General features: G+C 58.5%; 15 protein-coding genes and 2 pseudogenes. 5 read left to right on the top strand and 12 right to left on the bottom strand.

Annotated elements, in window-relative coordinates:
* Positions 1-62: 62 nt before the first annotated feature.
* The 11 genes from ACNQ0T_RS14060 to ACNQ0T_RS14010 form a co-directional block, all read right to left on the bottom strand.
* Entirely contained in the window at positions 63-515 is a 453-nt protein-coding gene (locus ACNQ0T_RS14060) for a DUF1198 domain-containing protein (protein ID WP_014830062.1), read from the bottom strand.
* Positions 516-666: 151 nt separating this feature from the next.
* Positions 667-1,671: an alpha/beta fold hydrolase gene (locus ACNQ0T_RS14055; RefSeq protein ID WP_417930160.1), complete on the bottom strand. Its 1,005-nt coding sequence runs from the start codon at positions 1,669-1,671 to the stop codon at positions 667-669.
* Positions 1,672-1,832: 161 nt separating this feature from the next.
* A complete protein-coding gene (uhpT, locus tag ACNQ0T_RS14050) occupies positions 1,833-3,224 on the bottom strand; it encodes a hexose-6-phosphate:phosphate antiporter (protein WP_023298970.1) in 1,392 nt (463 codons plus the stop codon).
* 132 nt (positions 3,225-3,356) lie between these two features.
* Positions 3,357-4,667, bottom strand: coding sequence for an MFS transporter (locus tag ACNQ0T_RS14045; protein ID WP_038414992.1), 1,311 nt, complete (start codon positions 4,665-4,667; stop codon positions 3,357-3,359).
* Entirely contained in the window at positions 4,660-6,165 is a 1,506-nt protein-coding gene (uhpB, locus tag ACNQ0T_RS14040; protein WP_417930159.1) for a signal transduction histidine-protein kinase/phosphatase UhpB, read from the bottom strand. Before uhpB ends, ACNQ0T_RS14045 begins: the two co-directional genes overlap by 8 nt.
* Complete coding sequence (uhpA, locus tag ACNQ0T_RS14035; RefSeq protein WP_022646555.1) at positions 6,162-6,755, bottom strand: transcriptional regulator UhpA; 594 nt, start codon at positions 6,753-6,755, stop codon at positions 6,162-6,164. The genes uhpB and uhpA overlap by 4 nt, the downstream gene beginning before the upstream one ends.
* 125 nt (positions 6,756-6,880) lie before the next feature.
* Complete coding sequence (ilvN, locus tag ACNQ0T_RS14030; protein ID WP_045336030.1) at positions 6,881-7,168, bottom strand: acetolactate synthase small subunit; 288 nt, start codon at positions 7,166-7,168, stop codon at positions 6,881-6,883.
* Positions 7,169-7,171: 3 nt separating this feature from the next.
* Entirely contained in the window at positions 7,172-8,860 is a 1,689-nt protein-coding gene (gene ilvB, locus ACNQ0T_RS14025; protein ID WP_023298966.1) for an acetolactate synthase large subunit, read from the bottom strand.
* Positions 8,861-8,966: 106 nt separating this feature from the next.
* Positions 8,967-9,065, bottom strand: coding sequence for an ilvB operon leader peptide IvbL (gene ivbL / locus ACNQ0T_RS14020; protein ID WP_057979964.1), 99 nt, complete (start codon positions 9,063-9,065; stop codon positions 8,967-8,969).
* Positions 9,066-9,211: 146 nt separating this feature from the next.
* A complete protein-coding gene (locus tag ACNQ0T_RS14015; protein WP_023305145.1) occupies positions 9,212-9,631 on the bottom strand; it encodes a helix-turn-helix domain-containing protein in 420 nt (139 codons plus the stop codon).
* Positions 9,628-9,942, bottom strand: coding sequence for a type II toxin-antitoxin system HigB family toxin (locus ACNQ0T_RS14010; protein ID WP_180243317.1), 315 nt, complete (start codon positions 9,940-9,942; stop codon positions 9,628-9,630). The genes ACNQ0T_RS14015 and ACNQ0T_RS14010 overlap by 4 nt, the downstream gene beginning before the upstream one ends.
* A 485-nt stretch (positions 9,943-10,427) precedes the next feature.
* Between ACNQ0T_RS14010 and tisB the strand changes: the two genes are divergently transcribed.
* From tisB to emrD, 4 genes and pseudogenes are all read left to right on the top strand, one after another.
* Positions 10,428-10,517 carry a type I toxin-antitoxin system toxin TisB gene (gene tisB / locus ACNQ0T_RS14005; RefSeq protein ID WP_022646551.1) on the top strand — a complete coding sequence of 30 codons (90 nt, stop codon included), beginning with the start codon at positions 10,428-10,430 and terminating at the stop codon, positions 10,515-10,517.
* Positions 10,518-10,581: 64 nt separating this feature from the next.
* On the top strand, positions 10,582-11,028 hold the full coding sequence (locus tag ACNQ0T_RS14000) for a GNAT family N-acetyltransferase (protein WP_023298965.1): 447 nt from the start codon (positions 10,582-10,584) through the stop codon (positions 11,026-11,028).
* Between the two features lie 62 nt (positions 11,029-11,090).
* Positions 11,091-11,509: pseudogene (locus tag ACNQ0T_RS13995) on the top strand (EamA family transporter).
* Positions 11,510-11,684: 175 nt separating this feature from the next.
* Positions 11,685-12,869: a multidrug efflux MFS transporter EmrD gene (gene emrD / locus ACNQ0T_RS13990; RefSeq protein WP_417930156.1), complete on the top strand. Its 1,185-nt coding sequence runs from the start codon at positions 11,685-11,687 to the stop codon at positions 12,867-12,869.
* Here the strand turns inward: emrD and ACNQ0T_RS13985 are convergent.
* Positions 12,775-13,860: pseudogene (locus ACNQ0T_RS13985) on the bottom strand (cellulase family glycosylhydrolase); the annotation flags it as partial. The gene emrD and the pseudogene ACNQ0T_RS13985 sit on opposite strands and share 95 nt — an antisense overlap.
* Positions 13,861-13,957: 97 nt before the next feature.
* On the opposite strand from ACNQ0T_RS13985, the gene dsdA reads away from it, so the two are divergent.
* Positions 13,958-15,244, top strand: a complete 1,287-nt coding sequence (gene dsdA / locus ACNQ0T_RS13980; protein WP_417930155.1) for a D-serine ammonia-lyase — start codon at positions 13,958-13,960, stop codon at positions 15,242-15,244.
* Positions 15,245-15,267 lie beyond the last annotated feature (23 nt).

Here is a 15,267-nt window from a genome sequence, read left to right as displayed (position 1 = left end):
AGTTTATCATCAAAAGTGTGACGGATTTAACGATTTGACAACTTTTGTGGTTTTAGAGGGGATCAGTGCAGATAAAACACACCTTCTTCCGGCAGAAATAGCTGGTTATAGCGCAGCTGGAAGGCGTTCAGCTCCTGCGGATCGGGCTCCATTTCGCGCATAAAGCCAAGTGCCAGTCGAATTTGCGCATCGGTAATGGGTGCGGCAAGGCGGGCTTTACGCAGCATACGGTGCCAGGTATGCAGATTCTCTTCACTGCCGTCGACAATGCAGACCTGCCAGATGAGCAGCACCTGCGCCGCATTTTGCAGATGTGCCTCGTCGGGGCGCTCAAGGTAGCGGATAAACTCATTGCCCGGCGTTTTACCGAACTGATCGATCATCGACTCGACTGGCATCGGGGTGATGCCCAGCCGCTCGCTTAAACGTTTGATGGCGCGGCGGGAGTCTGAGGTCAGGACACGAAATCCAACCACAAATACCACGGCAAGCGTTGCCAGCATTATCCAGACCATGCGTTCTCCTTAGACTAGCCGCCCATCATAGCGGGAAACGCAGCGCGTCAACAGCGGGAACGGCCAGAATAGTGAACCGAAAAAAGCTGGATAATTGCGATGAAAGCAATCCCGCGCAGGCGTGGCTGCGCGGGCTGTTGCTGGAGACCCGTCAGCGCGCCTGAAGCCCTTTCAGCAGCGCGTCGTGGAAACGTTCAGGATCCTGCATCTGCGGCGCGTGGCCCATGTCGTTAAACTCGACCAGCGTCGCGTGCGGAATGCGCTTCGCCGTCTCTTTGCCCAGCACCGCGTAATTGCCGAGCGTCTTGCGGATCTCCGGCGGGGCGAGATCTTTGCCGATGGCAGTGTTGTCCTTCGTGCCGATCATCAATAATACCGGCATCTTCAGCTCGCTAAATTCATAGACAACCGGCTGGGTATAAATCATGTCGTAGAGCAGCGCCGAGTTCCACGCCACGCGCGCTTTACCCGGCCCGTTGTTCAGCCCGGCGAGCATGGTGACCCAGCGCTCGTACTCCGGTTTCCACTCCCCGGCGTAGTAGGTGTTTTTCTCGTACTGACGAATACCGTCGGCGCTAACTTTCAGCTCGCGCTGGTACCACTGGTCGACCGTAATATGCGGCACGCCGCGCGCTTTCCAGTCTTCCAGACCAATCGGGTTCACCATCACCAGCTGCTCCACCTGCTGCGGCCACATCAACGCATAGCGGGTTGCCAGCATGCCGCCGGTCGAATGTCCTATAACCGTCACGCGCTCGACGCCCAGCGTTTTCAGCAGCGCGTGGGTGTTATCCGCCAGCTGCTGGAAGGTGTACTGGTAATGCTCCGGCTTGGTGGATTTACAAAAACCAATCTGGTCAGGGGCGAGCACGCGATAGCCACCGGCCGACAGCGCGCGGATAGTGCCGTCCCAGGTGCCAGCACAGAAGTTTTTGCCGTGCATCAGCACCACGGTGCGGCCGTTGGGTTTTTCCGGTTTCACGTCCAGGTAAGCCATATCCAGAGGCTGGTTCTGCGAGGTAAAGGTAAAGTGTTTTACCGGCCAGCCGTAGTCAAAACCTTCCAGCTTCTCGCCGTAGGTGGGGGCATCCGCGGCCATTGCGGGGGACGCCAGCGCCATCAGCAGCGCCAGGCAGGACAATCGTCGGGTTAACATGCAAGCTCTCCGTTAGCAAAAGGGCTAAGGCTGCACGAAAGGCGGCAGCAAAAACACTGTAGAGCATAGAGAGGAGCGAGTGTGTAAAGCGGAGTAAAGGTAGGCCGTGCAAAATAAAAAAGCCCGGCATCACACACCGGGCAAAGAAGTTACCTGCACACTCAGGCTACTTTTAATTTCTGCGCACGATTCTCACGGCGGATCTTACGCTCTTCCAGCACCGCAACCATCGCCATCAGGACGATACAGCCAATCGCGGCGGCATCCAGCGCGGCGAAGGTGCCCGCCCAGCCGGTAAGGCCGAAAATCGGCGTGCCGTCGGCGATCATCCCCAGACCCAGCTTGGCGAAGCTGTCGCCGATCAGGTAGGCGAAGGTGCCCTTAATCCCATCGGCGGCGCCGATCGCTTTTTTCGGGACGAAGCCCACTGCCGCCACACCGATCAGTAATTGCGGACCAAACACCAGGAAGCCGAGCGCGAACAGGGACGCCAGGTAAATGTACTGGTTGCTGGCGTGCTGGTAGACGCCAAGGGTGGCGATAATCAGCGCCAGCGCGACGCAGGCCACCAGCGCGCGGCGGCCATTGGCGAGGTCGGAGAGCCATCCCCACAGCAGCGTGCCGACCAGCGCGCCCACTTCAAACAGGGTGAAGCCCTGAATCGCCACTTCTTTAGAAAGCTTCAGCTCCTGGAAGGCATACACTGTGGACCACTGGTCGATACCAATGCGCACCACGTACAGGAAGATGTTCGAGAAACAGAGCAGCCAAATCACTTTGTTTTTCAGCACGTACTCAACAAAGATCTGCCATTTGGACATCTCGTTTTCTTCGGTCTCTTTGTCCTCTTCGCTGATCTCTTCCCCGAACAGCTCTTCGGCTTTGCCGAGGCCGTACGACTCCGGGGAATCGCTGCCGTAGCGCAGGCCGATAAAGCCAACAATCAGGGCAATAATCGACGGGAAGATAAACATGCCGATGACGTGACCGTCGAACAGGTAGTTCGCGCCGAACAGCGCCACGCCTGCCGCACCCGCTCCGCCGAGGTTGTGGGAGATGTTCCACATGCCGAGGTACGACCCCCGCTTGCGGCGCGGCGTCCATTTGGTGATGGTGGAGTAGCTGCACGACCCGCCGGTGCTCTGGAAGAAACCGCTCAGGGCGTAAAAGGCGATCATCAGGAACAGGCTGACGGAGCCCGCGCCCATGCTGGCGCTGAAGCCGAGCATACAGATGGCAGAGAGGATCAGCATAAACGGCAGGAACTGCTTGGTGTTTTTGCCGTCCGCATAGTAGGAAACGACAGTTTTCCCCACGCCATAGGTGATGGAGAAGCCCAGGCCAATCATCCCCAACTGCGTCATGCTCAGCCCGTAGGTGGAGATCATGTCGTTCTGCGCGATGTTAAAGTTTTTGCGGATCAGGTACATAGTCAGGTAGCCGATGAAGACCACCAGATAGGACTGCATGAACGGTTTGAACCACATTTTGCGCCGCACATCGAGCGGCAGATCCAGGGTCGGCTTGCGCACCTGATTTAAGAAGGCCAGCATGACTGAGTTACTCCTGAGCTGATTTTTGCAGCATTGTAAAAACCAGCCAGGAGAGATGCCTGAGACAGCGTCCAGGTGAAACCGGGAAAATTTCTTAGTTTTGCGCGACTCGACAGCAAAAGGTGAGGCGCGTCACGCTTCGCGCGGTGCCTGCGCGTGCAAAAACGGCAGCAACAGCAGGGCGGAGATGCCCGCCGCGATGGCGATCACCGCGAAGAACCCGCTCCAGTGCCAGATGTCGATCACCCGCGCCAGCGGCCAGCCGGAGAGCGATGCGCCGAGGTAGGCAAACAGCCCGACAAAGCCCGTCGCCGCGCCTGCCGCCTCTTTGTGGGAGCACTCTGCCGCCGCCATGCCGATCAGCATCTGCGGGCCAAAGACGAAAAAACCGATGGTGAAGAAGCACGCCGCCTGCATCACGTAGCTGGCGAACGGCATCAGCCACAGCGAGCCGACGGAGAGCAAAATTCCGGCGGCGAAAATCAGGTTCATCGGCCCGCGGTTGCCGTTGAAGAGCTTGTCCGAGCCCCAGCCCGCCACCAGCGCGCCGATAAACCCGCCCAGTTCAAACATGGTCACCGCCGAGTTGGCGGTCACCAGATCCACACCGAGCGTCTCGGACATGTACAGGTTGCCCCAGTCGTTGATGGCCGCGCGCACCACGTAGACCAGCACGTAGCAGAGCGACAGCAGCCAGATGTAGGGGTTTTTCAGCACGTATTTGGTGAGGATCTGCTGGCGGGACAGCCCGGCCCCCTCCTGCTGCTGGGCGATCTCCATCTCGTCGTGCCGCCAGTCGCCCACTGGTGGAAGGCCGACGGTTTGCGGCCTGTCGCGCAGGCGCCAGCAGAGGAACAGCCCGGCGATAATTGCCAGGCCACCGGCAATCATCATCCCCGCACGCCAGCCGTAGTGCAGCGCGGCAGCCCCCACCACCATCGGGATCAGCGCCCCGCCGACGTTATGCGCGGTATTCCATATCGCCCACCAGCCGCCGCGCTCGTTGCGTGAGTACCAGGCGGTGAGCAGGCGGGCGCAGACCGGCGCGCCCCAGCCCTGGAAGAAGGCGTTCAGCGCCCACAGCAGGGCGAAGGCCCAGAGCGAGGTGGAGAAGCCAAACAGGATGTTCACCACGCCGGTGGCGATCAGCCCAACGCCCATGAAATAGCGCGCATTGGAGCGGTCGCTGACGATGCCGGAGAAGAACTTCGACAGACCGTAGGTGATGTAAAACAGCGTCGCCAGCAGGCCGATGTCGGTGCGCGCCATCACGCCGCTGGCGAGGATCTCCGGCGCGGCGGCGTTGAAGCTTTTGCGGGTGAAGTAGAACAGCGCGTAGCCGAGCCAGATAGTGACCAGGATATGACGTCGCCAGTAGCGGTAGCGGGCGTCGATTTCCGCTTTGTTGCCTAGCGGGGCGGCGCTGGCGGGGGTTTTAAACATGGTACGTCCTTAACGGCAAACTGACGCTGACGCGCGTCCCGTGGGTGCAGGAGATTGTCAGCGTGCCGCCGAGCGCCTTCACGCGCTCGCGCATGCCCGCCAGGCCAAAGCCCTGCTGGCCGGAGCCCGGCGGCAGGCCGCAGCCGTCGTCTTCAATCACCAGCATCAGGCGCTCGTCCTGCTGCCAGCCCTGGATCGTGACCGCGCTGGCACTGGCGTGTTTGACGATGTTGTTCAGCCCCTCCTGACAGACGCGGAACAGCGTCACGCGCTGACCTTCGCTCAGGGTAGCTTCATTGATGCGCCAGTCGAGATGGCTGACTATCCCGCGGCTTTCCAGCTCCATCTCGCGCATCAGGGAACGCACCGCCTGCTCCAGGGACAGATCGTCAAGCTGGCGCGGGCGCAGCCGCCCTAACAGGCGGCGAACGGAGTCATAGACACCCAGCGAAAGCTGTTCGATATGCGCCCCGCCCTGCTTCACACCCGTGTTTTCTGCCGCCAGGCGCTGGACAATGCCCGCCTGGGTGCGGATGGCAGTGATGGTCTGGCCGATGTCATCGTGCAGCTCGCGGGCAACCTCCTGGCGCACGCTCTCTTCCGTCTCCAGCAGACGCTCCGCCAGACGGCGATTGCGCGCCAGCTCGGCTTGCAGAGACTGGTTCAGCTCGCGCAGGCGCTGGATGCCCGCCCCCAGCAGCAGCCCGGTCAGGCTCTGGGCCAGCAGCGAGAGCAGCAGATCTACCGGATGATCGTGCCAGGTCTGGCTGGCGATCAGCGCGATGGCGTTCATCAGGGTCGCGATCAGTGCCCCCTGCCAGCCGTAGTGCCAGGCAAGGGCGATGATCGGCAGCGCCAGACAAAACGGCGTGAAGCGTGATAATTCAGCGGGCAGACCAAGCTGCAACCACAGGCTCACCACAAACAGCAGCAGATACCAGATCAGGTGCCGGGCGCGCCAGTTCACCGGCTGGGAGACCAGCGCCGGGCCGAGCGGCTGCCAGACGGTGCTGGTAAGGTAATGCCAGAAAACCAGGCAGGTCGGGGCCAGCGTCAGGCCGCCGGTGAGGGTCAGCAGCAGGGCGTTGAGCACCTCCTTTTCGCCCACCCACGGCAGGGACTGCAACAGCGCGGCGGCAATCAGCGCCGCCCCCTGACGCAGCAGCGTGCGCCAGTCGCGCTGGTGACGGTAGCGGGAAATCAGGGCGACCGGGATAAGCGTGAGCAGGCTTCCGGTCATCAATAAAGGCAGATGCGCCAGCGCCACTTCCTGCGCCAGCCAGATCAGCATCAGCCACTCTGCACCGAGCAAAACGGGCCAGTATCCGCGCGGGCACTGAAGCATCAGTCCCAGACGCAGGCCAAAGGGGAAAAGCAGCACCGCCAGCTCCGGGCGTTCCACCAGATGCAGGCTGATGCTCCACAGGCAGAACCATGCGGCGGAGAAGATAAAAAAGCTGGCGACGACGGCGATCAGCCGTGAAAAAACGGGACTCATTGCCAGCTGTCAAACATACGGCGCGCCAGCTCGACATCGTTACTGACGTTGAGTTTTTCCATCAGGTTGGCGCGATGAACATGCACGGTTTTCGGGGACAGATCCAGCTCCGCGGCAATCTCTTTCACCGACATGCCCTGGGCAAGTTTCTCTGCCACCTGACGCTCGCGTCTGGTGAGCGGATCCTGCCGTCCCGCCGCCAGCTTGATGGCGATATCCGGCGTCAGGTAGCAGCCGCCGGTGGATACGGTGCGCACGGCGGCAATCAGCTCGTCGGGGCTACAGCGTTTAGAGAGGAAGCCGCGCGCGCCCGCGTTGAGCGCCTGCTCGACCAGCGCCGGGCTGTCGTGGACGGAGAGCATAATGGTCGCCATCCCTTTCGGCAGCTGGCTTAACAGCTCCAGCCCGGAGAGATCCGGCATTGAGATGTCGCAGATACAGACCTGCACCCCGCGTCCCGGCAGGCCCGCCAGCGCCTCGCGACCGGAGCCAAACTCGGCCACGACCTGAAAATCCGGTTCGAGGTTTAAAAGCTGGGCAAAGCCGGAGCGGACGATAAGGTGGTCGTCGATAAGGGCGATGGTGGTCATGGTTTGATCCTGATGCGTGAACACGCCGGATGTCGGCGTAAACGCCTTATCCGGCCTACGTGTAACGTCCTTGCAGGCTGGATAAGCGCAGCGCCATCCGGCAAAAGCCTTTTACCTTAAGTGATTTACTCGAAAAACACCGCAATTTTGTTAAACATGGTGGGATCGGACTGGTTGCGCGCCACGTTGGTGACGTCCTCCAGCTTGTCGATCTGCGCCATCATCTGCTCCAGACGCTGGTCGTCGTTCACCAGTAGCCAGATGCGGCTGTGCTCGCTGCCCTGAATCGGCAGGCACAGAATGCCTTCCACGTTAAACGCCCGTCGGGCAAACAGCCCGCAGACGTGGGTCATGACGCCAGGGTGGTTGCGGACGGTGAGTTCCAGAATGACGTTATCATATTGTTTCTGCATGATTTATTCTCCCACCATCTCAGTATTTGCCGCACCCGGCGGCACCATCGGATACACTTTTTGTTGCGCGTCGATACGCACGTGGATCAGCGCCGGGCCAGGGCGAGAAATCGCATCCTGCAACGCCGCGTGGGCATCTTCTTCGGCGTTCAGATCGCAGGTGTGCAGGCCAAAACCAGCGGCAATCTGCATGAAGTTGATCATCCCCGGATAGGTCGCCGCAAACACGCCCTGCTTATAGAACAGGCTCTGCTGCTGGTGTACCAGGCCCAGCGCCTCGTTGTTCATCAGAATGATTTTGACGTCTAACTGGTTTTCGGCTGCCGTCGCCATCTCCTGAATGTTCATCATCAGGCTGCCGTCACCGGAGAAGCAGATCACCTTACGGTCCGGGTTGGCGAGCGCCGCGCCAACCGCTGCTGGCAGGCCGAAGCCCATGGTGCCAAGGCCGCCGGAGGTCAGCCACTGGCGCGGGCGGTTAAGCGGATACGCCTGGGCGGTCCACATCTGATGCTGGCCGACGTCGGTGGTGATAATCGCGCTGTCATCCACGCAGGCGGCAACGGCGTTGATAAGACCATAGTGGCTCAGCGGGTCACCCTCGGTTGGGATAGCGCCCGGGAACTCGCGTTGCAGATCGGCCACCAGCTGGCGCCAGTCGGCGCGGTCGGTTGCCTCCGTCTGTGGGATCAGCTGTGCCAGCACCTCGGCCACGTCGCCCTGAATCGCCACGTGCGGCTGCTTGATTTTACCCAGCTCGGCGCGGTCGATATCCACATGAATGATTTTGGCGTTCGGGCAGAACTCCTCGGTTTTGCCGATCGCCCGGTCATCAAAACGCGCCCCCATAACAATCAGCAAATCCGCCTCTTGCAGGATGTAGTTGGTGCTGCGCGCGCCGTGCATGCCCAGCATCCCTAAAGACAATGGGTGCGCTTTTGGCAGCATGCCGAGCGCCATCAGGGTCATGGTGGTAGGCAGGCTGGCTTTTTCAGCGAACTGACGGATTTCATCCGCGGCGTTGATCGCCCCGCCGCCCAGATAGAGCACCGGGCGTTTCGCCGCGTTAATCATGGCGGCGGCATCGCGCACGCTCTCAGCGCTGAATTCCGGCGCCGGGGCACGCTCGCCCGGCTCCGGCAGCACGTCGATCTCAATTTCTGCGGTCTGGACATCCTTAGGAATGTCTATCCACACCGGACCCGGGCGGCCAGACTGGGCAATGCGAAACGCATCGCTGATCACCTGAGGCAGCTCGCTGATATCGCGAACTAAATAGTTATGTTTGGTGATGGGGATAGAGATACCGTAGGTATCCACTTCCTGGAACGCATCGGTACCGATCATCGAGGACGGCACCTGGCCGGTAATGCAGATCAGCGGAATGGAGTCGAGGCGCGCATCGGCGATGGCGGTCACCAGGTTAGTGGCGCCCGGCCCGCTGCAGGCCATACAGACCGCCGGTTTACCCTGGGTACGCGCCATGCCCTGAGCGATAAAGCCTGCGCCCTGCTCGTGGCGCGCCAGCACGTGGCGGATCTGTGTGCTTTGGCTTAACGCATCATACAGCGGCAGCACGGTCCCACCCGGGATGCCCGCAACGGTGGTGATGCCCTGTCGTTCCAGTAAATGAACAATCAGCTGCGCGCCGGTGAAACGCGTTTTTGTGTATGTTGTGCCCGAACTTGCCATGCTCCAGTCCTTTTCTTCTGGGCCGACTTTCCGGGGAGGCTCTTAAACGAAAAACCCCGCCCGGTTTGCGCCGGCGGGGTTTTGGATTCGTGTGTTGATCCAGTCCCTACGGCGCATTGCCGACGACCACCACCACACGCACGACGACCACTGCGGCAGGTTGCGCAGTTTTTAGTAGGGTCGAAGTGAAGATGGATGAAGTCATTGGGGACCTGTGTTTGGAATCATTGATAGAATTTATACAAACACAGGTTTTCGGATGTGACAATGGAAATATTTTCAACTGCGCAAAAATGCGTCAGGGATCACGTTTCGTTTGTTGGGTGATGACACTCAATAAAGGGTTTTTACTCACTCAATAAATAGCGCAGGTGATACCCCAAATCTGACCGCCAGCTTTTTAATATGGTTCAGAGTAAGCTGTCTCTGACCATTCAGAACCCGTGAAACCATCGATTTACTACCAATTTCATCCTTAAAATCCGATATCGTCAGATTGTATTGATCCATCAAGGTTCTCAAAACTGCAATTCCGACGGGAACGGACTCCATCTCCTTGCGTAATGCGACTATCTCTGGCCGATTAGCTTCGTAATGGCTAATTCTGGCGCAAACAATATCCAGCAAGGGGCTATTGGGCTCGTTCATAAGGAGATACTCAACCAGCTCAAGCGCATCCTTATAATCTTTCTCGCTCGGCTGTTCACCCAGTAAAGGAACGGCCGCAACAAGGGCGTGCGTAGCTTTCATTGCATCAGCGACGATCATCATTTCTTCCCCTTAGTGCGATGTTTCTCCGTAAAACGGTCATATTCCTTATGAGTAAAAACATGGCGCACATAAAACTTTTGGCTTTCAAAGAATATGAGAGCCACTACTCTGAGATTGTTATTTGCAATATCAATAACATAATGCTTTTCAAGATACTTGAAGTTATCCAGCGTTGGGAAAAGTTTTCTCAGTGCAGCGGGCGTCGGGCAGTGGCTCTTTTCAATAACTCGTCCTAAAAAGAGAAGCTCTTCTCTGTGTTGCGGGAACTGGCTTACCGCATCCAAAATTGCCTTCATTGAGATTAAATGCATCCTGCTTGCCTGCCGCGTCCGTTGCCATTATGGCAACGATAACACCTATTGCCAATAAGTCAACGGAGGATACTATTTTCACTTCGTCAGAAAACAAAAAACCCCGCCTAAGCGAGGTTTTTATCAGGGTTTTGCGGTTGGTTGCCGCAGAACACACTGTGTTACGTCAACGCAAAAAGTATACGCGATCGAAGACGAACGCGCAATTCCGGCACGGATTTTGACGTTTTGAGTATGGATCGCCTTCCAAAATTTGTCCATAAAATACTGTTCATGCATACAGTATTTATCTATACTGAGGGTGTTCGCAGTGAGCGAGGGGGCCGCAGTTTACCGGCGCAACGAAGTCCTGGCTGAAACGGGTGGTGCCGTCAGTGCCTTAACCCCTGAAGTGAGCACACTGTGTTACGTCAATCCAGGTGCTGGCCACAGGCGGCGGAAAGGTACGCCAGCATCGTGCTCCTTTTAACCAAAAGGAGACGCGTATGAGCGTCGTGGATATGGTCATACTTGTCCTCAAACTCATTGTTGCTGTATTGCAACTGCTTGATGCTGTCCTGAAATACGTTAAGTGATTCAGGTTCAAGTCGCACCTGAGAGGGGCGGGCAACCGCCCCTCTTTAATAACGAGGGAATGCTATGTCGCGTCTGTTAATTGAGCCTGTTACCCCTGATGAACCGGGCTATATCGCCCTGAAGGCCGAGAGTATCGCGTTAAATTTCAATATGCTGCGCAGGCTGGAAGAGAACTGGCAGCGCGGTGAGAACCGCTTTAACGCGCCGGGTGAAAAGCTGCTGGGGGCGTTTCTTAACGGCAGGCTGGTGGGCGTGTGCGGTCTAAATCGCGATCCATTCAGCCAGCAGCCGCGCGCCGGACGTATTCGTCATCTCTACGTCAGCGAAAAGTGCCGTGGGCTGGGGATTGGAAAACAACTTTTGACCGTGGTGATGGCGGATGCCAGCATCTGGTTTGATTTTCTTAATACCCATGCGCCGGAAACCGCGTACGGATTTTATCATCGGGCGGGCTTCAGGCTGGTGTCAGACGAGCCCCGGGTGACGCACCGCCTTTTTTGCGCAGTGTAAGCGGCTGGCAGCCTCGACGGGGGAATGTTACAGTTGGATGACATTTCACCAACCGATCCGCCATGTCCATCACCGTTTTCTGCATTTTACTGTTCGCCGCACTGCTGCATGCCAGCTGGAACGCCATCATTAAAGCCGGAACGGACAAGCTCTACTCGGCGATCAGGGTCAGCGGTTCAGCCGCGCTTATTGCGCTGATTTTACTCCCCTTCTCGCCCCAGCCGACTGCCGCAAGCTGGCCATATTTGTTCGTCTCCTGTGCGTTACACTGCTCGGCGGCGTCGGGACGATGGGATCTTACGGTCTGGCACTCTGGGCGATGACTCAGGCGCCGCTGGCGGTGGTCGCCGCACTACGTGAAACCTCTATTCTCTTCGGCGCATTCATCGCATTTGTGCTTTTAAAAGAGAAGGTTGTGGGCCTGCGCATCGCGGCGGCGCTGGGTATTGCAGCCGGTGCGGTCCTGCTGCGCCTGGCGTAATTCGCTGGCAACATTAGTTGCCGATCTTGTTTACAAATCCTGCCTTCACGCCTTCTGTCATTCATCACAGTAATGCTTAAATTGTCATCTCTCTGTGGTAGATTCCTCGCGCATTTATGGGAATGCGTAGTCACTTATTCTTTATTTATCTCTTTTGGCAAAAGTATTCAGCGACATGAAAAAGCAACGGAACGTGAACTTATTGTTGATGCTGGTGTTACTGGTGGCCGTCGGGCAGATGGCGCAAACCATCTACATTCCGGCGATTGCCGATATGGCAAAAGATCTGAGCGTCCGCGAAGGTGCGGTACAGAGCGTGATGGCAGCCTACCTGCTGACCTATGGCGTTTCACAGCTGGTTTATGGTCCCCTGTCCGATCGCGTCGGGCGTCGTCCGGTCATTCTGGTGGGCATGAGCATTTTCATGGTGGCGACGGTGATTGCCATTACTACGCACAGCCTGACCATCCTGATTGCCGCCAGCGCCCTCCAGGGCGTGGGCACCGGCGTCGGCGGGGTCATGGCGCGTACCCTGCCGCGTGATATGTACCAGGGCACCCAGCTTCGCCACGCCAACAGTCTGTTAAATATGGGCATTCTGGTCAGCCCGCTGCTCGCCCCGCTGATTGGGGGTCTGCTGGACACCGTCTGGTCCTGGCGCGCCTGTTACGCCTTCCTGCTGGTGCTGTGCATTATTGTCACCTTCAGCATGGCGCGCTGGATGCCGGAAACACGTCCGCAGGACGCGCCGCGCACGAAGCTCATCGCCAGCTACAAAACGCTGTTCGGTAATGGGTCGTTTACCTGTTATCTGTTGATGCTAATCGGCGGTCTGGCGGGCATTGCGGTGTTTGAAGCCTGTTCCGGCGTGCTGCTGGGCGCAAGCCTTGGCCTGAGCAGCATGGTGGTGAGCATTTTGTTTATTCTGCCGATCCCGGCGGCGTTCTTCGGCGCATGGTTCGCCGGACGTCCGAACAAACGCTTCTCTACGCTGATGTGGCAGTCGGTGATCAGCTGTCTGCTGGCCGGGCTGATGATGTGGATCCCGGGGCTGTTTGACGTGATGTCGGTCTGGACGTTGCTTATCCCGGCAGCGCTGTTCTTCTTTGGCGCGGGCATGCTGTTCCCGCTCGCCACCAGCGGCGCAATGGAGCCGTTCCCGTTCCTCGCGGGCACCGCTGGTGCCCTGGTCGGCGGTTTACAGAATATCGGTTCCGGCGCGCTGGCCTGGCTTTCGGCTATGATGCCGCAGACCGGGCAGGCGAGTTTGGGCCTGCTGATGACCCTGATGGGGCTGCTGATTTTGCTGTGCTGGCTGCCGCTGGCGTCGCGCGTCCCGCATCACGAACAGCCGGTTTAACCGCATGATGGCCCGGCTTCTCGCCGGGCTTTTCACACACGGGCGCAATCATCGCCTGTAATAACGGCTCTGGCGCAGGCCGCCAGGCGCCCTCTTCCCCGTCGTAAAACTGGAAGTCCGCGTTAAGCGCATACGGGATTTTCGCCTTTTGCAGCTCGCAGGCCATAAAGTTGGCGAAGGCCATTTGCGAAGCGGTTGGCGTGAGGTGGTTTGACTCCCCCACGCCCCAGCCCCCGACCCAGCTAACGTGCCCGGTTTTTTGCTGCCAGTGCAGCGCGGCATTGATTCGGTTACGGATAGCCGCTTTCTCAGCCGCGGTTCCGGACGTCCACGGGTATCTGCCGTTCGTTTTCAGCGGACCCCAGGGGAAAATATGCCATTCCGCCAGCAGGTAATTCTGGCTGTGTGCGGGCAGCTTCAGGCTGGATAAATCCTCCGGCGCGGCGCGCAGACGAGGGGCGATAAAAATCATGCGGCTGGCATCAATGACGTGGATGTCTTTGATCGCTTTCTCATACACCCGGTTGAGCGAAGCAACGTTGTGGTTGAGCTTGTCCGCCGGTTCGTAGATCAGGTCAAAACCCAGCAATGGCGAGCGCTGACCAAAATAGTGCGCCACGGCAATCCACCAGTTGATCACCGCTTTTTCGGTATCCGCTTTCGGATCGTTTTTATATTCATCGGCCTGATAGGCGATGATGGGGATGACGCCGTATTGCTCGCAGGCCTCCACCAGCTTACGCAGGTGAATCAGCCGCGCTTCCGTCGGTTCGCCCGCCACCCGAATACGGACATGATGTATGCCTTTCGCCTGGAAATCACGGACCACCAACGGGTCGAATTCGCGTATACCGCGCTCGGTGCGGGCCCAGTCGACATCCATTCCGACGCCCAACATCTGCGCGTAACGGGCAGCCGTCAGGGGTGGCTCAGCGGCACAGGCCCAGCCGGAAGCGAGCGCTAACACGGTGACAATTAACGGCTTTAACACGACGCCCCTTGCAAATAATCAAATGCTTTACTCTGTATTTAGCATGCTTTTTCACAATTGGTGTAGAGTCAAAACGAACTAAATTCTGAGACAGATTATGAAAACGACTGACCTGACCGGCCTCATTGACCGGTTTCCGCTGCTGGCGGATTTGATTGCCCTGAAAGAGATCACCTGGCTTAATCCGAACACCACGACGCTAGCGGAAGGGTTGCCATATGTCGGGCTGACCAAAGCCGACGTGGACGACGCGCATGCGCGCCTGAAACGCTTCGAGCCGTATCTGGCGAAAGCCTTCCCGGAAACGGCGGCAACGGGCGGGATTATTGAATCCGAACTGGTCGCGATCCCGGCGATGAAAACGCGTCTGGAACAGGAGTTTGGCACAACGATCCCCGGCACGCTGCTGCTGAAAAAAGACAGCCATCTGCCGATTTCCGGCTCCATTAAAGCGCGCGGCGGTATCTATGAGGTGCTGGCCCATGCGGAAAAACTGGCGCTGGCCTCTGGTTTACTCAAGCTGGATGACGATTACAGCATCCTGCTGGAGCCACGCTTTAAAGCCTTCTTCAGCCAGTACAGCATCGCGGTGGGTTCAACCGGCAACCTGGGGATGTCCATCGGCATTATGAGCGCGCGCATCGGCTTTAAGGTCACGGTGCATATGTCCGCCGACGCCCGCGAGTGGAAGAAAGCCAAACTGCGCAGCCACGGCGCGATCGTCGTGGAATATGAGCAGGATTATGGCGTGGCCGTGGAGCAAGGGCGCAAAGCGGCGGAAAGCGATCCAAACTGTTTCTTTATTGACGATGAGAACTCACGCACGCTGTTCCTGGGCTACGCGGTTGCAGGTGAGCGCCTGAAAGCGCAGTTTGCCGCGCAGGGGCGCGCGGTGGATGCTGAACATCCGTTGAATGTCTATCTGCCGTGCGGCGTCGGCGGCGGCCCCGGCGGCGTGGCGTTTGGCCTGAAGCTGGCCTTTGGCGATAACGTCCACTGTTTCTTCGCCGAGCCCACGCACTCCCCGTGCATGCTGCTGGGCGTTTACACCGGGCTGCACGATGAAATCGCGGTGCAGGATCTGGGTATTGATAACGTGACGGCGGCGGACGGTCTGGCGGTAGGTCGCGCGTCTGGCTTCGTGGGCCGCGCGATGGAGCGTCTGCTTGACGGGTTCTATACCCTCGCCGATCAAAGCATGTACGACCTGCTCGGCTGGCTGGCGCAGGAAGAAGGCATTTGTCTGGAGCCGTCGGCGCTGGCGGGGATGGCCGGGCCGGTACGCATAACGGCGAATGCTAACACTACACACCTGGTCTGGGCGACCGGCGGCGGCATGGTGCCGGAAGACGAGATGGCGAAATATTTAGCGAAAGGGAAGTAAATATGCCGGGTGGCGGCTGCGCC

The sequence above is a fragment of the Enterobacter cloacae complex sp.6700776 genome, from assembly GCF_048284255.1.
GTDB classification, from domain to species: Bacteria; Pseudomonadota; Gammaproteobacteria; order Enterobacterales; family Enterobacteriaceae; genus Enterobacter; species Enterobacter intestinihominis.
The sequence above is the reverse complement of the archived record's forward strand: the minus strand, read 5'-3'. Positions and strand labels throughout refer to the sequence as shown.